Annotated in this window: 18 protein-coding genes; 8 read left to right on the top strand and 10 right to left on the bottom strand. The window is 67.8% G+C overall.

The genetic code is table 11. The annotated features are described in order from the left end of the window. Positions 1 to 34: 34 nt before the first annotated feature. Positions 35 to 439 (bottom strand): hypothetical protein, encoded by a 405-nt coding sequence (locus AC6I21_RS05205; protein WP_138172930.1) that lies wholly within the window; start codon positions 437 to 439, stop codon positions 35 to 37. A 371-nt stretch (positions 440 to 810) separates the two neighbouring features. On the opposite strand from AC6I21_RS05205, the gene AC6I21_RS05200 reads away from it, so the two are divergent. Together AC6I21_RS05200 and AC6I21_RS05195 are read left to right on the top strand one after the other, a co-directional pair. Further along, the gene (locus AC6I21_RS05200) at positions 811 to 1,059 is read left to right on the top strand and encodes a WhiB family transcriptional regulator (protein ID WP_138172928.1); all 249 of its coding nucleotides are present in this window, start codon (positions 811 to 813) and stop codon (positions 1,057 to 1,059) included. Positions 1,060 to 1,328: 269 nt separating this feature from the next. Further along, entirely contained in the window at positions 1,329 to 3,665 is a 2,337-nt protein-coding gene (locus AC6I21_RS05195; protein WP_171021071.1) for a Stk1 family PASTA domain-containing Ser/Thr kinase, read from the top strand. Between the two features lie 190 nt (positions 3,666 to 3,855). Here the strand turns inward: AC6I21_RS05195 and AC6I21_RS05190 are convergent, their stop codons facing one another. Further along, a complete protein-coding gene (locus AC6I21_RS05190) occupies positions 3,856 to 5,250 on the bottom strand; it encodes a class II 3-deoxy-7-phosphoheptulonate synthase (RefSeq protein ID WP_138172924.1) in 1,395 nt (464 codons plus the stop codon). 148 nt (positions 5,251 to 5,398) lie between these two features. Continuing rightward, a complete protein-coding gene (locus AC6I21_RS05185; RefSeq protein ID WP_138925946.1) occupies positions 5,399 to 6,064 on the bottom strand; it encodes a lysophospholipid acyltransferase family protein in 666 nt (221 codons plus the stop codon). A gap of 136 nt (positions 6,065 to 6,200) precedes the next feature. Here AC6I21_RS05185 and AC6I21_RS05180 point away from each other — a divergent pair, with 136 nt between their 5' ends. From AC6I21_RS05180 to AC6I21_RS05170, 3 genes are all read left to right on the top strand, one after another. Next, complete coding sequence (locus AC6I21_RS05180; RefSeq protein WP_138925945.1) at positions 6,201 to 7,094, top strand: alpha/beta fold hydrolase; 894 nt, start codon at positions 6,201 to 6,203, stop codon at positions 7,092 to 7,094. Between the two features lie 11 nt (positions 7,095 to 7,105). After that, entirely contained in the window at positions 7,106 to 7,801 is a 696-nt protein-coding gene (locus AC6I21_RS05175; RefSeq protein ID WP_138925944.1) for a hypothetical protein, read from the top strand. 105 nt (positions 7,802 to 7,906) lie between these two features. Then, positions 7,907 to 9,712: an AMP-dependent synthetase/ligase gene (locus AC6I21_RS05170; protein WP_138925943.1), complete on the top strand. Its 1,806-nt coding sequence runs from the start codon at positions 7,907 to 7,909 to the stop codon at positions 9,710 to 9,712. On the opposite strand, the gene AC6I21_RS05165 is transcribed toward AC6I21_RS05170, so the two are convergent. Beyond that, on the bottom strand, positions 9,691 to 10,287 hold the full coding sequence (locus AC6I21_RS05165) for a hypothetical protein (RefSeq protein WP_138925942.1): 597 nt from the start codon (positions 10,285 to 10,287) through the stop codon (positions 9,691 to 9,693). The genes AC6I21_RS05170 and AC6I21_RS05165 overlap by 22 nt on opposite strands. 217 nt (positions 10,288 to 10,504) lie before the next feature. After that, positions 10,505 to 13,957, bottom strand: a complete 3,453-nt coding sequence (locus tag AC6I21_RS05160) for a pyruvate carboxylase (protein WP_138925941.1) — start codon at positions 13,955 to 13,957, stop codon at positions 10,505 to 10,507. A 348-nt stretch (positions 13,958 to 14,305) separates the two neighbouring features. Here AC6I21_RS05160 and AC6I21_RS05155 point away from each other — a divergent pair, with 348 nt between their 5' ends. Next, positions 14,306 to 15,124 (top strand): ParA family protein, encoded by an 819-nt coding sequence (locus AC6I21_RS05155; protein WP_138172911.1) that lies wholly within the window; start codon positions 14,306 to 14,308, stop codon positions 15,122 to 15,124. Between the two features lie 240 nt (positions 15,125 to 15,364). Here the strand turns inward: AC6I21_RS05155 and AC6I21_RS05150 are convergent, their stop codons facing one another. The 4 genes from AC6I21_RS05150 to AC6I21_RS05135 form a co-directional block, all read right to left on the bottom strand. Then, complete coding sequence (locus tag AC6I21_RS05150) at positions 15,365 to 15,958, bottom strand: MerR family transcriptional regulator (RefSeq protein ID WP_138172909.1); 594 nt, start codon at positions 15,956 to 15,958, stop codon at positions 15,365 to 15,367. 202 nt (positions 15,959 to 16,160) lie between these two features. Next, positions 16,161 to 16,637 (bottom strand): bifunctional nuclease family protein, encoded by a 477-nt coding sequence (locus AC6I21_RS05145; RefSeq protein WP_054821365.1) that lies wholly within the window; start codon positions 16,635 to 16,637, stop codon positions 16,161 to 16,163. A 46-nt stretch (positions 16,638 to 16,683) separates the two neighbouring features. Beyond that, on the bottom strand, positions 16,684 to 17,433 hold the full coding sequence (ftsR, locus tag AC6I21_RS05140) for a transcriptional regulator FtsR (protein WP_138925940.1): 750 nt from the start codon (positions 17,431 to 17,433) through the stop codon (positions 16,684 to 16,686). An 80-nt stretch (positions 17,434 to 17,513) separates the two neighbouring features. After that, on the bottom strand, positions 17,514 to 17,963 hold the full coding sequence (locus AC6I21_RS05135) for an FHA domain-containing protein (RefSeq protein WP_054821366.1): 450 nt from the start codon (positions 17,961 to 17,963) through the stop codon (positions 17,514 to 17,516). 179 nt (positions 17,964 to 18,142) lie between these two features. Between AC6I21_RS05135 and AC6I21_RS05130 the strand changes: the two genes are divergently transcribed. Continuing rightward, positions 18,143 to 18,808, top strand: coding sequence for a hypothetical protein (locus tag AC6I21_RS05130; protein WP_138925939.1), 666 nt, complete (start codon positions 18,143 to 18,145; stop codon positions 18,806 to 18,808). 26 nt (positions 18,809 to 18,834) lie between these two features. Continuing rightward, positions 18,835 to 19,191 carry a DUF488 domain-containing protein gene (locus AC6I21_RS05125; RefSeq protein ID WP_497763146.1) on the top strand — a complete coding sequence of 119 codons (357 nt, stop codon included), beginning with the start codon at positions 18,835 to 18,837 and terminating at the stop codon, positions 19,189 to 19,191. Here the strand turns inward: AC6I21_RS05125 and AC6I21_RS05120 are convergent. Beyond that, on the bottom strand, positions 19,188 to 19,331 hold the full coding sequence (locus AC6I21_RS05120; RefSeq protein ID WP_175419330.1) for a hypothetical protein: 144 nt from the start codon (positions 19,329 to 19,331) through the stop codon (positions 19,188 to 19,190). The two genes, AC6I21_RS05125 and AC6I21_RS05120, sit on opposite strands and share 4 nt — an antisense overlap. Between the last annotated feature and the right edge of the window lie 173 nt (positions 19,332 to 19,504).

The raw sequence follows: 19,504 nt of genomic DNA, 5'->3' as shown, positions 1-19,504 counted from the left end.
AATCATCTTGAGGTGACGGTGGCGGGGTGGGCGGCTAGTGGGTCTTGCGGTCGCCGAGGAACGCGGTGGTCTGCGGGGCGAAGAGCAGCACCAGGGCGATGGCGGCCACGAAGAACGCGGCCACGGCCGCGCCAATCAGCTCGGTCTGGAAATAGGTGGTCGCCAGGATCACCTGGAACAGCTGCCAGGCCACGATCGCAGCCCGGGTCCAGGCCCGGCCCTTGAAGAAGCTGAAAGCCACCCAACCCTGCCAGACGCCGGCGGCCAGGCAGAGGACCACCATGAAGATTCGCCCGGACATGTTCAGCACGCCCGGGTCGTTGATGTGCATCAGGTAGTTGATGCCATAGGCCAGCACGGCCACCGCTTCGAGCAGCACCAGTGCCGCCACGGTCTTCACGCTGGCGGGACGGGCACCGGAAAGTTCGTTGTTGCTCACGGGTTTAAATCTATCGTTTCCGCGCGGGATCTGGCCAAACAGCGCTGCTTGGACCGAAATGTGATTCAGGAACCCATTGTCAAATTCGGGCCGCTGCGGTACGCAATGATTCGTAGTGCGGTTTGTGACTAAGCACTCAGGGTTTACCGCTGATTTCCCTAAAACGACCCTTGTTTACTTACCTGTAACATGAAAACCTTATGAAGTTGGTTCCGGAAGTCAGTGCTTGCCGGACACTATGAAGATTTCGGTTCGTCTCGCACACAGCGACACGAGTTCCACTCCCCCGGCCGTTGCAGCATTGCCAGCCGATCCCTGCGGACGTGGAACCCGGATGGACCTCCCGGCAATTTCAAGGAGCATCAATAAGCATGGATTGGCGTAGCCGCGCGGCGTGTCTGGACAAGGACCCGGAGCTGTTCTTCCCCGTGGGGAACACAGGACCGGCTTTGTTGCAGATCGAAGAGGCCAAGAGCGTCTGCCGCCGTTGCGAAGTCGTGGAAACCTGCCTGCAGTGGGCCATCGAGTCCGGCCAGGATGCCGGCGTGTGGGGCGGCATGAGTGAGGACGAGCGTCGGGCCCTCAAGCGCCGCGCCGCCCGGGCCCGCCGCGCCTCCTAGGCACCTGCCGCTGGGGCGGTGCCTGGGTCATCGCCCGCGCAAGCCTTCACCCGATCCGCCAGAACCGCACCGGTTCTGGCGGATCGGCTCGTTAACCGGCAGTTGCGCGCAGCGGGCAATTGTTGCCATATCGATGCCGTCACCGGGTGGTTAACTAGCTAAATTCCCAGCTGCGCTAGGTAGATTGAACCTAGTGCCAACGTATGAAAGGAGCCGCCCGTGACGCACAGCACCGGTACCCGCCCGATGATCGCGCGTGCGGGCAGACCATGAGCGCGCCATTGCACGACCATTTGACCGGCCAGCTGCTCGATGACCGCTACCGGCTCGATGAGCTGATCGGGTACGGCGGCATGTCGCGGATCTACCGCGCCGTTGACGGGCGGCTGCACCGTCCGGTGGCCGTGAAGATCCTGAACGACAACTACGCGCGTGATCCCCAGGTGCGGGAGCGTTTTGCCTCCGAGGCGGTGATCGCGGCGAACATCAACCACCCGAACGTGGTCTCCACCCGCGACCACAACGCCTCGGGCAGCCTGGTCTACCTGGTGATGGAGTTCGTGCGCGGCCAGAACCTGCACGAGCTGATCAGCCGGCGCGGGCGGTTGACCCCGCGCCAGACGCTGAACGTGCTGGAGAGCATCTGCCGCGGGCTGGCCGCCGCGCACCGCGAAGGCATCGTGCACCGGGACATGAAGCCGGGCAACGTGCTGATGGCCGACAACGGCGAAGTGAAGATCACCGACTTCGGCCTGGCCCGGGTCGCCACCGCGCACACCCAGTCCAGCACGCTGCTGGCAACCCTGCAGTACGCCTCACCGGAGCTGGTCTCCGGCCAGCCGGCGGATTCGCGCAGTGACATCTATGCGGTGGGCGTGATGATCTTCCAGATGCTCACCGGCCAGCTGCCCTACCCGGATGCGACCGTGCCGGCGCTGATGCGCCACCACCTGGAATCCGAAACCCCGCTGCCCTCCACCCGTGTGCCGGGCCTGGCCCAGGACCTGGACGAGCTGGTGCGCTTCTGCACCGAGAAGGACCCGGAGAACCGGCCACAGGACGCCGGGTTCCTGCTTGACGAGGTGATCCAGATCGGCACCACGCTCAGCGACGAGCAGCTGGATCTGGGAGCGGACACCTACGGCGGGATCGGTGATCTCATCCCGGAGGCGGTGCAGCACCCCACCACCGTGCAGCAGCGCCTGGATCATTGGCAGCGCGAACGCGAGGCGCAGCGCGACCCGTGGTGGGTGCGGCCCAACGCCGCCGCAGCCGCAGCCGGCGCCGGGCAGGACGGGCACGATGAGCCGCAGGCCGCGCAGGATCCGACCACGGTGCTCGATGCCGCGGGCCAGCCGACCCAGGCGCTGGGCGCCGACACGCCGGCCACCGAGGCCCACGGGAGCGAGCCGCAGGCGGCCGGGGACCGGGAGCAGCGGACCGGTACCGAGGATGCCGCTGCGGACGCGGGCGGGGATCCGCGCGAAGCGCACACCACCGCCTACCGGCAGGCCAGCGAGCCGGCGACCGTCGCCCACGAGCGTTCCGGGCAGCACCACGCCCCGGCCACCATGGCCATGCCCCGCGAGGAACGTTCCGGGGCCACCGCCATGGCGGAGGAGTCCGCCGACGAGCCGCCCTCAAAGCGGGAGCTGAAGCGGGCGCAGCGCCAGTGGCGCAGGCAGGCGCAGGTGCCCACCCACCGGCTGGGCAAGCCCAGGAGCCCGGCGCAGAAGGTGCTGGTCTCGGTGCTGCTGCTGGCCGTGGTGGCCCTGGTCGCGGCCGGGGCGTGGTTCTTCGGGCGCGGGCCGGGCAGCGTGGTGAACATCCCCTCGCTCAGCGGCCTGGTGCAGGCCCAGGCGGTGCAGCGCCTGGAATCCGCCGGGGTGCCGGTGCGGGTGAACAACGCCTATGACGACGAGGTCGCCCCCGGGCGGGTGATCGACTCGAACCCCGCCGAGGGTGAGAACATCATGCGCTTCCAGGGGGTGGAGCTGGTGATCTCCCGGGGCCCGGAACTGTTCCAGATGCCCGATGTGACCGGGATGGACACCTCCGCCGCCCGCCAGCGGCTGCAGCAGATGCAGCTGTCGGCCCCGAGCGTGGGCCAGGAGTACTCACAGAGCGTGGACGAGGGGCAGGTGATCTCCAGCAAGCCGGCCGCCGGGGAGCAGCTGACCCGCAAGACCGCGACCTCCCTGGTGGTTTCCGCCGGCCCGGCGCCGGTGAACGTGCCCTCCCTGGTGGGGCTGGATGAGCAGGCCGCCCGGGGGGCCGTTGAGGAACTGGGCCTGAGCCTGCAGGTCGGCGAGCCGGTGTATTCCAGCGACGTCCCGCGCGGCCAGGTGGCCGTCCAGGACCCGGCCGAGGGCACGGTTCCGGCCGGGGGCAGCATCAGCGTACAGCTTTCCCAGGGCCCGGAGTACGTGCAGATCCCCTCGGTGATCGGCCAGGAGGTGGAGCAGGCGGTGTCCGCCCTGGAGCAGGCCGGGTTCCAGGTCGAGACCCGTGACATGCTCGGCGGGCACTCCAGCACGGTGCGCCTGCAGACGCCGCTGAACCAACAGGCCGAGCGCGGCGCAACGATCACGCTGTACGTGTTCTAACCGGCCGGCTTCCCGTCCGGTTCGGATCGCTTCCACCTGGCCCGGTTCGGTTCCGTCCGGCCCGAACCGGTTCCGGACGATCCGTTCTCCTTGTTTCGGTGGATCCGGCTTAACGCAGAACATCCCCGAGCGGTGCTCGGGGATGTTCTGGCTTAACCCGGTGGGCCGGGAGGGCACACGGGGTGATCGCCTAGCGGCGGCGTCCGCGCTTCTTCAGCGCCGCGGAGACCAGGAACGCCATCTCCAGGGACTGGCGGTGGTTCAGCCGCGGGTCGCAGACCGACTCGTAGAGGTTGTCGAAGTCCTCCTCGCGGATCGGGTCCGCGCCGCCGAGGCATTCGGCGACGTCGTCGCCGGTCATCTCCACGTGCAGGCCGCCGGGGAAGGTGCCCAGTTCGTCGTGCACCTCGAAGAAGCCGCGCACCTCGTCCATCACGTCGTCGAAGTTGCGGGTCTTGTACCCGTTCTGGCTGGTCACGGTGTTCCCGTGCATCGGGTCGGTCACCCACAGCACCTGGGCGCCGGAGTCGGTGACCTTCTCCACCAGGTTCGGCAGCTTCTCGCGGATGTTCTTCGCCCCCATCCGGGTGATGAACGTCAACCGGCCCGGCTCGCGGGTCGGGTCCAGCTTCTCGATCAGCGCCAGGGTGTCCTCCACCGAGGTGTTCGGCCCCAGCTTCACGCCGATCGGGTTGCGCACCCGGGAGAGGAAGTCCACGTGGGCGTGGTCCAGCTGGCGGGTGCGCTCCCCGATCCACAGGAAGTGCCCGCTGGTGTCGTACGGCAGGCCAGTACGCGAGTCGGTGCGGGTCAGCGCCCGCTCGTAGTCCAGCAGCAGGGCCTCGTGGGAGGCGAAGAACTCGGTGCGCTTGAGCGCCTCGAAGTCCGCACCGCAGGCGTCCATGAAGCGGATCGCCGAATCGATCTCCCCGGCCAGCTGCTCGTAGGCGGAGTGCGCCGGGTTGGCCATGAACCCCTGGTTCCAGGAGTGCACGCTGCGCAGGTCCGCGAACCCGCCCTGGGTGAACGCGCGGATCAGGTTCAGCGTCGCCGCGGAGGTGTTGTACGCGGTGACCATGCGCTTGGGGTCGTGGGCGCGGGATTCGGGGGTGAAGTCAAACCCGTTGACGATCTCCCCGCGGAAAGCCGGCAGCGTCACCCCGTCGCGGGTTTCATCGTTCGAGGAGCGCGGCTTGGCGAACTGCCCGGCCATGCGGCCCATCTTGATGACCGGCATCGACGAGCCGTAGGTGAGCACGACGGCCATCTGCAAGATGGTGCGCACCCGGGCCGAGATCTTATCGGCCGTGGCCCCGTCGAAGGTTTCGGCGCAGTCCCCGCCCTGGAGCAGGAACGCCTTGCCCTGGGCGGCGGCGGCCAGGCGGGCACGCAGGATGTCGACCTCGCCGGCGAAGACCAATGGTGGTCGCGAACCCAGCTCGGCAATCGAGGCGCTATAGTCCGCGTGCTCGCTCCAGGTCGGCTGCTGGGCGATCGGCAGGTTGCGCCAAAGGTCCAGGTCTGGGTCGGTTGCGGGGCCGGCTACGGAGGAGCCTGGCAGTGGGGTTCGGAATACTTCAGTCACCCTTCCAAGTCTACGGGCCGGGCACCAAAAGCACTGCGGCGAATGTAACATCGGCCCGTAACACTGGCCATCCCCGGGCCCGCCGCACGCCGCCGCGCCGCCGCTGGACGCAGCCGACAGACCGCGCACCCGGCCGCGGTCTGGCGGCTCAGCGTTTGCGCGGGGCGTAGACGTCGACGTACTGCTGCCCGGAGAGCTGCCCGATCGCTTCGCGGATCTCGTCGGCCACCTGGCGCAAGACCTGCGAATCCTGCGCCTGCCCGCGCCGGTCGGAGAAGTCCAGGGGCTGGCCGATGCGGATGCCGATCCGCCCCGGGCGCGGGATGCGCCGCCCGATGGGCTGGACCTTGTGGGTGTCGATCATCGCCACCGGGATCACCGGCGCCCCGCTTTCCAGGGCCAGCTTCGCCACCCCGAGCTTGGCCCGGTACAGCCGGCCGTCCGGGGAGCGGGTGCCCTCCGGGTAGATGCCCAGCAGCTTGCCCTCGGCCAACGCCCCGGCGGCGCTGGCCAGTGACTGGGCCGACTTCGCTCCCCCGGAGCGGTCCATCGGCAGCTGGTTGATCGAACGGAAGAACCAGGCGGTGAAGCGCCCCTTCAACCCGGTGCCGTTGAAGTACTCGTCCTTGGCCAGGAACACCACGGGCCGTTCCAGGCTGGCGGGCAGGAACACCGAGTCGGAGACCGACAGGTGGTTGGAGGCCAGGATCGCCGCGCCGGTGGGCGGCACGTGCTCGGTGCCGGTCAGGTCGATGCGGAAGAAGATCTTCAGCAGGGGGCGGACCGCGAACCGCTTGAGGAAGTCATACAGCACGTTTCTTGGGTTCCTTCGGGTGTCGGTGATGAATCGCAGGTTACCGCAGGGCCGGGGCGGTGTTCGCCGACCGCGTGGCTCCCTGTAACCAATTGTGCACTAGTCTCGAGGTGTGAGGCGGCAGAAAGGCAGGCTGATGCACCCCCAACCAGGCCCCAACAACAGCGACGCGGCCACCACCCCGGAAGGGCACGTCCCAGCGGAAGCGCAACTGTCCGCGGATGCCCAGGCCATCGCGGGCGCGCAGGCTTCCGGCGGCGCGCAGGCCGACCGGCCCGATGAGCGCGACGGCGCCCAGCAGGCACCCGCTCCGCGCAAGGACGAGGTCGCGGTGCTACTGATCCACGGGTTCACCGGCGCGCGCACCGCCATGCGCCCCTGGGCCCAGGCCCTTGAGCAGGCCGGCTACCACACCCAGATGGTGCTGCTGCCCGGGCATGAGACCCGTTGGCAGGACATGGTCAAAGTGCCCTACGCGCACTGGATCCACGCCACCGAGCAGGCGTTTGACGAACTGGCGGCCAGGTACCGCACGGTGTTCGTCGCCGGGCTGTCGATGGGCGGCGCGCTGGCGCTGCACCTGGCAACCCGACGCGAGGTGGCCGGGCTGCTGCTGACCAACCCGGGGCTGGTCGTGGACTCCCCGCTGGCGCCGTACACGAAGTACCTGCGCTGGGTGGTGCGATCCACCTCCCCGATCAGCAACGACATCGCCCTGCCCGGGGCCAATGAGCAGGCCTACCCGCGCACCCCGGTCGCCGCCGTCGCCCAGCTGCACCGGTTGTTCGAGCAGACCCGCCGGCGCCTGCCGCTGATCACTTGCCCGATCATCCTGTTCCGCTCGGCCAGCGACAACGTGGTCTCCGATGCCTCGGTGCGCGCCCTGTTCGACGGGCTGGCGCCGAACTCGAAGATCCAACGGGTGGACCTGCCGCACAGCCTGCACGTGGCCACCCTGGACTACGACGCGCCGTTGATCTTCGAGCGCTCCGCCCAGTTCATCGCCGCCCACACCCCGGCCCGGACCTAGGCAGCGGCGCGGTGGACCCAAAGGACCAACGACCCTCCAGCACCCCGGACCCGCAGTGGGATGAGCTGGTCGCCCGGCTGCAGGCGGCCGGCCCGCTGCCGCGTCGACCCCGGACCGGGTCCGACGGGGACCAACCCGCGGATCAACCCGGGGATCAACCCGGGGACCCGGCGCCGAGCGGGAACCCAGATCCCGGCGCGGCGGAGACGAAGCGTTCGAACGACGATCCCACCCGGGAAGCGGACCGACACACGGCCGGGAAGCACGACCCCGCAGACACCGACACCGGGTCCGGCGGCCAGCCCGATCCCGGCACCCCCGGCACCTCCGGCAACTCCGTCACCCCGGGCCCTGCCGGCAAGGCGGGCAACACGGGGCCCGAATCCCACGATGAGCGCCTGCGCCGGCTGTTCACCACCGGCCCCGGGGCCAGCGGCCCGCGCGATTACGCGCTTCAGGAGGAACCGGACGGGGAGTTCGTGCCGGAGGACCCGGTGGCGATCGGGTCCGGCGACCCGGTGCTGACCCTGGCCTGGCTGGCCGCGGCCGGCGGCCCGCTGGCGCTGCTGCTGGGCGTGATCTTCTTCCGCGGCGCGCCCACGGCCCTGTTCATCGCGCTGGGGCTGATCACCCTGGCCGGGGTGGGCCTGCTGCTCTACCGACTACCCAACGACCGCGATCCGGGAGATGATGGGGCTAGGGTATAGCGAACTTGGCCACAGGTCGCAGCTAGGTTACTATCAAGTAATATCCTGTGACGTAGCTTACTCGCTGCGATTACCCCGGTCACATACGTCAGGAGTGAGACACCGATGATCGAGTTCAGCACCCCGATTCGCATCAAGAGCCCCGAACAGTCCAACATCACCGATCTGCTGTTGCGGCACGCGAATTCCGCGGCGAATCCGGCGCTGTTCTCCAAACCCCGCCCCGACGGCAGCTGGCAGGACATCACCGCCTCGCAGTTCGCCGCCGACGCGGCCGCGATCGCCAAGGGCTTCATCGCCCAGGGCATCGAACCGGGCAGCCGCATCGGGCTGATGTCGCGCACCAAGTACGAGTGGACTCTGGTGGACTTCGCCATCTGGTTCGCCGGGTGCATCACCGTGCCCGTGTACGAAACCTCCTCCCCCTCCCAGGTCGCCTGGATCCTGGGCGACTCCGGGTCGGTGGCGATCGTGGTGGAGACCCCGAACCACGAGAACGTGGTGCGCCAGGCCGCCCACCAGGAGCAGCTGGAGGCGCTGGAACACGTCTGGCAGTACGAGGGCGGGCTCGATGAGCTGCGCCAGGCCGGGCAACAGGTGTCCGACGAGGAGCTGGAGGCCCGCCGCAGCGCACCGGGGCTGCGCGACACCGCCACACTGATCTACACCTCGGGCACCACCGGGCGGCCCAAGGGCTGCGAACTAACCCACGGCAACTTCGTGGAGCTGGCCGACAACGCGGTCGCCGAGCTACCCGAGGCGGTCTACCCGGGCGCGGCCACCATCATGTTCCTGCCGCTGGCCCACGTCTTCGCCCGCTTCATCTCCATCGTCGCGGTCGCCGCCGGCTGCCGCGTCGGGCACACCCCGGACGTCAAGCACCTGCTGGAGGACCTGCAGTCCTTCAAGCCCAACTTCATCCTGGCCGTGCCGCGGGTGTTCGAAAAGGTGTACAACTCGGCGATGCTCAAGGCCGAGGACGGCGGGAAGGGCAAGATCTTCCACACCGCCGCCCGCGCCGCGGTGGCCTATTCCCGCGCCCAGCAGGAGGGCAAGATCCCGCTGGGCCTGAAGCTGAAGCACAAGCTGTTCGACGTGCTGGTCTACTCCAAGCTGCGCGAGGCCATGGGCGGGAACGTGCGCCACGCCGTCTCCGGCGGCGGCCCGCTGGGCGAGCGCCTGGGCCACTTCTTCAACGGCGTGGGGGTCACCGTGCTGGAGGGCTACGGCCTGACCGAGACCACCGCCCCGATCACCGTGAACACGCTCAAGCAAATCAAGATCGGCACCGTGGGCCGCCCGCTGCCGGGCAACGCGGTGAAGATCGCCGCGGACGGGGAAATTTTGGCCCGCGGCATCTGCGTGATGCCGCGCTACTACAACCGCCCCGACCTGCAGCGCGAGGCCTTCACCGATGGCTGGTTCCACACCGGGGACATCGGGGAGCTGGATGAGGACGGGTTCTTGAAGATCACCGGGCGCAAGAAGGAAATCATCGTCACCGCCAGCGGCAAGAACGTGGTCCCGGCGCTGCTGGAGGACCAGATCCGCGCCGACGCGCTGGTCTCCCAGTGCCTGGTGGTGGGCGACAACCGCCCGTTCATCGCCGCACTGGTCACCCTGGACCCGGAGGCGCTGCCCGGCTGGCTGGAACGCCACCAGCTCTCCCGCGACCTGCCGATGGCCGAAGTCGTCCAGCAGCCGCAGGTGCGCACCGCCCTGCAGAAGGTGATCGACAAGGCCAACGAGTCGGTCTCCCGCGCCGAGCAGATCAAGGAGTTCCGCGTGGTGGCCGAGGACTTCACCGAGGAATCCGGGCACCTGACCCCGTCGCTGAAGATCAAGCGCGCCAAGGTGCTCACCGACTACCAGGACGTGGTGGAGGCGATCTACTCCAAGCCCAAGGCCTGATCCAGCACCGCATCACGCAGCTGGTCGATCCCCGCAGCGGCGGCACGCCTTCGCAACGGCGTGCCGCCGCTGGCGTGTTCCAGCACCTGGGCGCCCAGCGGCACATGCGCGAACGCGAAGGATCCGGCCAGCTGGCGGCGCTGGCCCACCGGGGCGAAGATCAGGTGCTCAGCCAGCTGCTGGCGCCCGTTGGCCAGCAGCCATTCGACCAGGTCCATCAGCCGGTCCTGTGCCCCGTCATCACTGGTGGTCACCACGACCAGCACGGCCTGGGCCGGCAGCTGGCCATCGAGCACCGCCTGCACCCGGCCCGGGCCGCCCAGGGTGAAGCTGGTGCTCACCGAGGCCTCGGCCAGGGCGGAGGCCAGCTTCAGCCGCAGCGGCTGCAGCGCAACCTCGGGCTCAAGCCGGAACAGCGCCACCGGCAGCTTCGGGTGCTTCGCCGCGACCTGCGCACCCACCTGCGCCAGGGGCCGCACGCCCTCGGCCGCCGCGGCACCGGAGGCCGGGCCCTTGACGGGCGCGGTGCCGGCTGCGGGGTCGGGGTTGGAACGAGAACCGGGAATCCAGCGCATGTACGGGCCTTCCTGATCGTCACACTGATAACTCTGCACGCGCACCGCGGCTCCGGCAACCAAAATGCCCGGGCACGGCGGCGGGCCGCTGCGGCCCCATCCACTCTAGCCGCTGTGCGCGGTGGGCGCCGGTGACATGGCGCGGGCCGGCCAGCGCGAAACGCCGACCGGCCCGGTGCGCGGCGGGAAGGGGGTACGTCCCGGCCCGCGGCGGGTGCTACTCCGGCTTGATCACCAGCAGCAGGTCCCCGCCCTGCACCTGGCTCGTGCCGTTGAGTGTGATCTCGTTGACGGTGCCCGAGACGTTGGCGGTAATCCCCGCCTCCATCTTCATCGCCTCGATGGTGGCCACGGCCTGCCCGGCCTCCACCCAGTCGCCCTCCTGCACCCCGACGGTGACCGCGCCGGCGAACGGGGCGGCGACGTGGGCGCGATTGTTCGGGTCGGCCTTCGGCGCGGTCTTGACCGTGGATTCCACGGACTCGTCGCGGGCCTGCAGCTGGCGCTGCTGGCCGTTGAGGGTGACCACCACGGTGCGCATGCCCTTCTCATCGGGCTCGGAGACGGAGACCAGCTTGACCAGCAGGCGCACCCCCTTGCCCAGCGAGACCACGTGCTCCCCGTCGGAGCTCAGCCCGTAGAGGTAGTCGCGGGTGTGCAGCACCGACAGGTCGCCGTAGTTCTCGACGCTGGCCTCGAAGTCGCGGGTCGGCCCGGCGAACAGCAGCCGGTTCAGGGTCGAGCGCACGGTGTCCGAGTCGCCCTGCAGCGCCTTGGCGTCCTGCGGTTCCAGGTCCTCCACGCGCGGGCGCACGGTGCGCCCCTGCAGGGCCTTGGTGCGGAACGGTTCGGGCCAGCCGCCCGGAGGGTCCCCCAGCTCCCCGGAGAGGAACTGGATCACCGAGTCGGGGATGTCGTAGTTCTGCGGGTTGGCCTCGAACTCGTCGGCCGCCACCCCGGAGCCAACCAGCTGCAGGGCCAGGTCGCCGACCACCTTGGAGGAGGGGGTGACCTTCACCAGGTTGCCGAGCATCGCGTTGACCGAGGCGTACATCGACTCGATCGCCTCGAAGCGCTCCCCCAGGCCCAGGGCGATCGCCTGCTGGCGCAGGTTGGACAGCTGCCCGCCGGGGATCTCGTGCTGGTAGACGCGCCCGGTCGGCGCCGGCAGCCCGGACTCGAACGGCTTGTACATCGCGCGCACCGCTTCCCAGTACGGTTCCAGGGAGGCGACCGCGTCCAGCGAGAGGCCGGTGTCGCGTTCGGTGTTCTCCAGCGCGGCGACCAGGGCGGAGGCCGAGGGCTGGGAGGTGGTGCCGGCCATCGCGGCGCTGGCCACGTCGACCGCGTCCACCCCGGCGTCCACCGCGGCCATCAAGGTCGCCAGCTGCCCGCCGGAGGTGTCGTGGGTGTGCAGGTGCACCGGCAGGTCGAAGCGCTCACGCAGCGCGGAGACCAGCAGCTTCGCCGCGGCCGGGCGCAGCAGCCCGGCCATGTCCTTGATCGCCAGGATGTGGGCCCCGGCGTCGACGATCTTCTGCGCCAGCTCCAGGTAGTACTCCAGCGTGTAGAGCTTCTCGTTGGCGTCCAGCAGGTTGCCGGTGTAGCACAGGGCCACCTCGGCCACCGCGGTCCCGGTGGCGCGCACGGCCTTGATGGCCGGGGCCATCTGGTCGATGTCGTTCAGCGCGTCGAAGATGCGGAAGATGTCGATCCCGCTCTTGGCGGCCTCGGCGACGAATGCGTCGGTCACCTGGGTGGGGTACGGGGTGTAGCCCACGGTGTTGCGTCCACGCAGCAGCATCTGCAGCGGGATGTTGGGCAGCTCGGCGCGCAGCAGCTCCAGGCGCTTCCACGGGTCCTCGCCCAGGAAGCGCAGCGAGACGTCGTAGGTCGCCCCGCCCCAGACCTCCATGGAGAACAGCTGCGGGACCACGTGGGCGTAGGCCGGGGCGGCGTGCAGCAGGTCGCGGGTGCGCACCCGGGTGGCCAGCAGCGACTGGTGCGCGTCGCGGAAGGTGGTGTCGGTGACCCCCACCGCGGTGGACTCGCGCAGCGCCTTGGCAAAGCCCTGCGGGCCCTTCTCCAGCAGCACCTGGCGCCAGCCGGCCGGCGGCTGCACGGTCTGCGAGGGCCCGTCAAAGGGTGAACGCTCCGGCTCGCTGGCCTTGTCCCCCGGGAACGCCGGAAGCTTCTTGCGCGGGTCGATGCCCTCGATGCGCGGGCCGTTGGGCTGGTTCACGGTCACCGCGGCCAGGTAGTTCAGCGCCTTGGTGCCGCGGTCCTGCGACTGGTTCGCGGTGAGCAGCTCGGGACGCTTGTCAATGAAGTCGGTGGCCACGTTGCCAGCCAGGAACTGCGGATCGGCCAGCACGTTCTGGATGAAGGAGATGTTGGTGGCCACCCCGCGGATGCGGAACTCGGCCAGGGCGCGGCGGGCGCGGGCCACCGCGGTGGCGAAGTCCCGGCCGCGGCAGGTCAACTTGACCAGCATCGAGTCGAAGTGCGGGGAAATTTCCGCGCCGGTGTAGACGGTGCCGCCATCCAGGCGCACCCCGGAGCCGCCGGCCGAACGGTACACGGTGATGGTGCCCACATCCGGACGGAAACCGTTGGCCGGGTCCTCGGTGGTGATGCGCGACTGCAGCGCCCAGCCGCGGACCTTGATCTCCTCCTGACGGATGCCCAGCTCCTCCAGGGTGGCCCCGGCGGCGATGCGCATCTGCGCCTGCACCAGGTCGATGTCGGTGACCTCCTCGGTGACCGTGTGCTCGACCTGGATGCGCGGGTTCATCTCGATGAACACGTGCTGCCCGGCGCGCTCGCCCACGGTGTCGACCAGGAATTCGACGGTGCCGGCGTTCTGGTAGCCCAGGGCGGTGGCGAACTTGACGGCGTCGCGGTACAGCGCCTGGCGGATCGAATCGTCCAGGTTCGGGGCCGGGGCGATCTCCACGACCTTCTGGTGGCGGCGCTGCAGCGAGCAGTCCCGCTCGTGCAGGTGCACGACGTTGCCGTGCTCATCGGCCAGGATCTGCACCTCGATGTGCCGCGGGCGCAGCACGGCCTGTTCCAGGAACACGGTCGGGTCCCCGAATGCGGTGCCGGCCTCGCGCATGGCGGCGTTCAGTGCGTCGTTCAGGTCCTCGCGCTGGTCTACCCGGCGCATGCCGCGTCCGCCGCCGCCGGCCACGGCCTTGACGAACAGCGGGAAGCCGATCTTCTCCGCCTGACCGGTCAGCCAGTCCACGTCGTCGCTCGGCTCGGTGGAGGCCAGCACCGGGATGCCGGCCTCGCGGGCGGCCTTCAGCGCGGCGACCTTGTTGCCGGCCAGCTCCAGCACGTCGGCGGAGGGGCCGATGAACTTGATGCCATTTTCCTTCGCAGCCCGGGAGAGCTCGGGATTTTCACTCATGAACCCGTAACCCGGGTAGATCGCGTCCGCACCGGCTTCCTTGGCGACGCGGATCACCTCGTCTACATCCAGGTAGGCACGGACCGGGTGGCCTTCTTCGCCAATCCGGTAGGACTCATCGGCCTTCTGCCGGTGGATCGAGTTGCGGTCCTCGTAGGGGTAGACGGCAACGGTTTTTGCCTCGAGTTCATTGGCGGCGCGGAACGCGCGGATGGCGATCTCGCCGCGGTTGGCAACCAAGATTTTTTCAAACATGGTGTTCCTACATCGATTCGTCGCGTCGCAGACGGTACGGGAGCAGGCAGCTGGGTACAGCAAGACCTACCCGGCATCGTCGTCGGCGCAGGGCGTCGGAAGTGGCTCGTTGTCGAGCACCTAATTCCACACCCTACAGTGACGGCAGGCACGTTGACCAAAAATTTCGTCCTGTGGTCTGACCACAGCGTCATGTTCCGATCAGTGGTTATAAAGCGGGGTATCGTGATAAAGAGCAAAAACCGACGTTGCGAACTCGGGGATTTCGACTCGAGCCGACTATGATAATTAGAGATTAAGTCCCGCGGTACCTTCAATCGGCGAACAGTGAAAGGCGTGGTCTGTTCCGTGCACGTAGTGAGCATCAGCAGCCTCAAGGGTGGCGTAGGAAAGACCTCGGTGACCCTCGGTCTTGCCTCGGCCGCACTCGCCGCCGGCATCCCCACCCTCGTCATCGACCTAGACCCGCATGCTGATGCCAGCACCGGTTTGGGCGTTCGGGCCGAGGACAAGCAGACCATCGGGCAGATGCTGAAGAACGTGCGCCGCGCCCGCCTGCAGGACAATGTCGCCGCCAGCTCCTGGCAGTCCAAGGCCGCCGAAAAGAAGTCACGCACCCGCATCCCCGTACTCGATGTGGCCGTGGGCGATGCCTACACCGGCATCTACGACCGTCCAGACCTGCGCACCCGCGACCTGCGCCGCCTGACCCAGCTGCTCAGCCGCACTTCGGGCTACCAGTTGGTGCTCATCGACTGCCCGCCCTCGCTCAACGGACTGACCCGCATGGCCTGGAGCGCCTCGGACCAGCTGCTGCTGGTGGCCGAGCCCAGCCTGTTCTCCGTGGCCGGCACCGAACGCACCCAGCGTGCCCTGGAGCTGTTCCGCAAGGAATTCGCCCCCACCCTGGGACCGATCAAGGTCGTGGCCAACCGCGTGCGCAAGGATTCGGCCGAGCACACCTTCCGGCTGAACGAGATGCGCCAAATGTTCGGCGACTCAATGCTCACCCCGGAGATTCCCGAGCACCCCGAATGGCAGCAGATCCAGGGCGCGGCCTATTCGGTGCACCAGTGGCCGAGCAAGTCCACCGGGCCGATCGTGTCCCAGTTCGATGGGCTGCTGAAGGAAATCATGGCCACCGACAAGGCAGCCCAGCCCGCCTAGACTCACCACGCGCACGCCCAGGGAACAACCCACAGGCAGCCACGCCCCAGGCAGCCATGCCACCGAAGGCCACCGGCAGCGCAGACTGAAAAAGGACCACCGAAGGGTGGTCCTTTTTCAGTATCTGAAGTTTTGTTCGCCCCGATCCAGCGGGGTTTTTAGCGCCAGTCCCACAGCGCACGATGCGACGGCTTCCCAGGGCCCCGGCACGCCCGGAACCGGCCGAGCCGCCTGGGCCGTTTAGCCGGCGTTGAGCTTGGCGGCCTTGGCTGCGCGCCGCGCGGCGAGTTCATCGTGCGGGTGCGCTTCGGCGGAGTTTTCGCTGGGCAGCTGGGCGAGCGATCCCTCGACCTCGCGCCACACCCGGCCCACGGCAATCCCGAAGACTCCCTGCCCGGCCTGGACCAGGTCGATGACCTCATCGGCGCTGGTGCATTCGTACACCGAGGCTCCATCACTCATCAGGGTGATCTGCGCCAGGTCCTCCACCCCGCGTTCACGCAGGTGGGAGACGGCGGTGCGGATCTGCTGCAGCGATACACCGGTGTCCAGCAGGCGCTTGACGACCTTGAGCACCAGGATGTCGCGGAAGGAGTACAGCCGCTGTGAGCCCGAGCCCTTGGCCCCGCGCACGCCGGGTTCAACCAGGCCCGTGCGGGCCCAGTAGTCGAGCTGGCGGTAGGTGATCCCCGCAGCCTTGCAGACGATCGGGCCGCGGTAGCCGGCGTGTTCATCCAGCTGCGGCAGGTCGTCGGTGAACAGCAATCCCTGGGTCGTGGAGCGTTGCACTTCACCAGGAGCCCGTTGTTGTGGGCCGGTATCCCGAGAGTCCATCCAATTACTCCTTGCATCTAGCGCATTCACATTCGGCAGGGACGGTATCGCTGGTTGCAACGCGCGAGTGATGATAGCCCGTTTCCAGAATCGAATGGCAAATCCCTATGATTTGACGGTACGGCGATATCGGGGTTAGGTCAAAGACCTTCAACTATTACTTGAGGGCGTGTCGCCCTGCACATTTGCCCACCGGCGGCCCCTAGCTGAAGTCTTCGGGATCGATGTTGTCCAAGAACTCCCGGAACTCGCGCATCTGCTCCTCCGGGGGCTCCTCCTCGGTGGAGGTTTCGATCACGACGCCGGCGGTCTGCAGCACTTCCTCGGTGCACATGATCGGGCATTGGGCGCGCACCGCCAGCGCCACCGCATCGGAGGAACGCGAGTCGACCCGCACTCCGTTGGAGAGCACCAGATCCGCGGTGAAGATGGCGTTGTCGACCGAGACGATTTCCACCCGGTCCAGCTGCACCTTCAGCGCCTCGAAGACGTTGATCATCAGGTCGTGGGTCATGGGCCGCGGCGGGGTGAGCCCCTGTTCGGACATGGCGATGGCCGAGGCCTCGGGTGCGCCGATCCACAGCGGAAGATAGAGGTTGCGTTCGGGATGCTTCAACAGCAGCAGGGGCTGGTTGGAGGGCAACTGGATCCGGATCCCGGCGAATTCTAGTTCCAACATTCACGTTCCCCCTTTGCATGTTGGGTGCGAAACGCTTGTGACCAGACTAGCGATCCAAATGGGAAATAGCACGCTGCACCAAGGCATCATGCAGTTTCAGGCACTGCTCGGCAATGTTGCGCGCCTCCTCGGCGGCGCGGGCCCGGGCGGAGACTTCCTGGCGCTTGGCGTCGGCCCCCACGATCGTGTCGATCAGCGAGTATTCGCGTTCGGCTGCGAGCCGGAACTGGCGCAGGTGGCGCGGCTCGACCCCATGGCTGGCCAGGTTGACCGCGGACTGGGTGACCTGCACGCTGTGCGCGTCGAACAGCCCGCCCTCGGCCTCGATCAGCCCAAAACTGATCAGCTGCTTGACCAGGTCCGCGCTGGCCCCGGTCATGCCCTGCAGTTCGGCCATCGACACCGGGCGCGTGCGGTTCTCGACCTGCTCGCCCATCTGGTTGCTCACCAGCTGCGGCGCGTTCGGGGCGCCGCCGGGCAGGGTGTCCGGGGTTTCCCCGCGGTCCATCGCATCCAGGTGGTCCTTGATCACCTTCAGCGGCAGGTACTGGTCGCGCTGGACGGAGAGGATGAAACGCAGCCGGTTCACGTCAGCCGCGGTGTACTTGCGGTACCCGGCCGCGGTGCGCTGCGGGATGATCAGTCCCTTGTCCTCCAGGAAGCGGATCTTGGACGCGGTGACCTGCGGGAATTCCCGCTTCAGCTCGGCGAGCACCTCGCCGATGTTTAACGCCGCAGCCCGGGGTGACTCGGGGCGTACCGCCTCGATCCGCTGGCTTCGTGCTGCATCAAACATCGGCAAAGGGTCCACACCTCGGTTACGTCGCTGGATTCCGGCCGCGGCCGGATCCGTGAAGTCTTACTGCTGTTTCGATTTTACGCCGGAACGCTCTGGTAGAAGTTCAGCCGGAACTTTCCGATCTGCACCTGCACACCATTGGCCAGCAGGACGCTGTCCACCCGGTCCCCGTTGATGTAGGTGCCGTTCAGCGAGCCGATGTCGTTCAGCCGGTAGCCGGTGCCCTCGCGCTCGAAGGCCGCGTGGCGGCGGGAGACGGTGACGTCGTCCAGGAAGATGTCCGCGTTCGGGTGCCGCCCGGCCACGTTCTTGTCCTTGTCCAGCAGGAAGCGGGCCCCCTGGTTCGGGCCGGTGTGGGCGATCAGCAGCGCCGACCCCTCGGGCAGGGCCGCCACGGCGCGACGTTCATCTTCGCTGAGCGTGTAGATCACCGAGGGTTCGGAAGGCCGGCTCTGGGTGGGCAGCGCAATGCTCGTGGTCTCCGAGGCAGACTCGGAGTGCGAGTGGGTCGGCCCTTTGTCAGACATGAGATGTCCTCCCGAATACTGTGCGCCTGCGGCTGGGACGCCGAAGACAAGGTGGTTCAACGTCAGCTGGTGGCAACTCCCCCAACTCCTTACAGATTAGCCTACTCAACATGCAATCGATAACAAACAAGGCGATATTTGTCCTACGCTGAGGCACCGATCCGTGCGATGATTCGAATATGTCAGATCTCACCGAACCGGCACCAAATCCTGAACGTCACCCCGGCCCGGACAGCGCCGGCGGCAACGGCTGGAAGCGGCGCGCCATCCTGATTGCTGTCGGGGTCGCGGTGGCGTTCCTGCTCTACCTGTTCGCGACCCTGTTCCTGCCGGTGTGGTGGGCGACGCGCATCGTTTCGCAAAACGACGGGACCGCCAGTGGCGGATGGATCGCCGGGCTTTCACTGGGCTTCATCTTCACCTTGGTGCCGCTGGTGGTCGCCTGGCAGATGCGGATCCGCAAACTGCATTGGAGGGGGCGCCTGGCGATCCTGGTGGTCGCGATCCTGCTGGCCGCCCCGAACTGGCTGACGCTGGGGATCTTTTTGAATTCCTCCGACGCGGCGCTCAAGGCCCGCCGGATCCTGGATACCGGGGCGACCTGGTTTGGCGGAGCGTCGCTGACCGGGGCGATCGCCGCGGCGGTGATTTTTGTGGCCGGGGTGATCGGCTGGACGCTGTACCGCGGCCGCGGCCGCCGGCTGAAGCAGCTCAAGGGCCAGCTCGCGGCGAACCCGTCCGGTGCGACGAGCATTGATCCGGACCCGGTGCCCGGGGACTCTGATTCCACCGGTGTCCGCGAACGCACTGCCGAGCCGGAGGATCCCGCCGACGGGCGGCCATAGGCACGCAGCACGAAAGGAGCACAGGCATGAGCGAACTGCAGGTTAAGAGGATTTACGAGGCACGGGCCGATTCCGACGGCTACCGGGTGCTGGTGGACCGGCTCTGGCCGCGCGGGATGACAAAGGTCGACGCGCACATCGACCAGTGGGCGAAGTCCCTGGCCCCCTCCAGTGACCTGCGCAAGGGCTGGAACCACGACCCGCAGCATTTTGCCGAGTTCGCCGAGCACTACCGGCAGGAATTGGATCAAAACCCCCGGGTTGACGAGTTCTTGGAGACCTTCGCTGCCCAGGAGAAGGTCACGCTGCTGTATGCGGCGAAGAATGAAGAGGCCAACCACGCGCTGGTGCTGCGCGATTATCTCTCCTCCCAGCTGGACTAGGAGTCGCTGCTCCCGGACTGCGGCTTTTGCCCGTCGCCGTCCTGACCGGCGGGTTGGGCCGGCTGCACGAAACAGACCCCGTCCACGCACACCTCATCGCCCTGGCTGACCTGCTGCAGATTGAATTCGAACTTCTCCACGCGCATCTCCTCGTACTTCTATCCGGCCAGCTTCCGCCAGGTCCCTTCGCCCACCATGGGCACCGGGCGCCGCTGGCGCGAAAGACTGCCTGCGTCCTAGGCATAACCCCCGGGCCCGTCCCGGAATTCCCGCGGACCGGGCCCCAACAGCCGGGGATGGTCGGGGAAGGCCA

Source organism: Glutamicibacter sp. St.4D3, assembly GCF_059728615.1.
The sequence above is the reverse complement of the archived record's forward strand: the minus strand, read 5'-3'. Positions and strand labels throughout refer to the sequence as shown.

Coding starts and splice junctions, on each gene's coding strand:
- AC6I21_RS05200 (WP_138172928.1), top strand. CDS start 811: ATGGATTGGCGTAGCCGCGCGGCGTGTCTGGACAAGGACCCGGAGCTG.
- AC6I21_RS05195 (WP_171021071.1), top strand. CDS start 1,329: ATGAGCGCGCCATTGCACGACCATTTGACCGGCCAGCTGCTCGATGAC.
- AC6I21_RS05180 (WP_138925945.1), top strand. CDS start 6,201: ATGCACCCCCAACCAGGCCCCAACAACAGCGACGCGGCCACCACCCCG.
- AC6I21_RS05170 (WP_138925943.1), top strand. CDS start 7,907: ATGATCGAGTTCAGCACCCCGATTCGCATCAAGAGCCCCGAACAGTCC.
- AC6I21_RS05165 (WP_138925942.1), bottom strand. CDS start 10,287: ATGCGCTGGATTCCCGGTTCTCGTTCCAACCCCGACCCCGCAGCCGGC.
- AC6I21_RS05160 (WP_138925941.1), bottom strand. CDS start 13,957: ATGTTTGAAAAAATCTTGGTTGCCAACCGCGGCGAGATCGCCATCCGC.
- AC6I21_RS05150 (WP_138172909.1), bottom strand. CDS start 15,958: ATGGACTCTCGGGATACCGGCCCACAACAACGGGCTCCTGGTGAAGTG.
- AC6I21_RS05145 (WP_054821365.1), bottom strand. CDS start 16,637: ATGTTGGAACTAGAATTCGCCGGGATCCGGATCCAGTTGCCCTCCAAC.
- ftsR (WP_138925940.1), bottom strand. CDS start 17,433: ATGTTTGATGCAGCACGAAGCCAGCGGATCGAGGCGGTACGCCCCGAG.
- AC6I21_RS05135 (WP_054821366.1), bottom strand. CDS start 17,963: ATGTCTGACAAAGGGCCGACCCACTCGCACTCCGAGTCTGCCTCGGAG.
- AC6I21_RS05130 (WP_138925939.1), top strand. CDS start 18,143: ATGTCAGATCTCACCGAACCGGCACCAAATCCTGAACGTCACCCCGGC.
- AC6I21_RS05125 (WP_497763146.1), top strand. CDS start 18,835: ATGAGCGAACTGCAGGTTAAGAGGATTTACGAGGCACGGGCCGATTCC.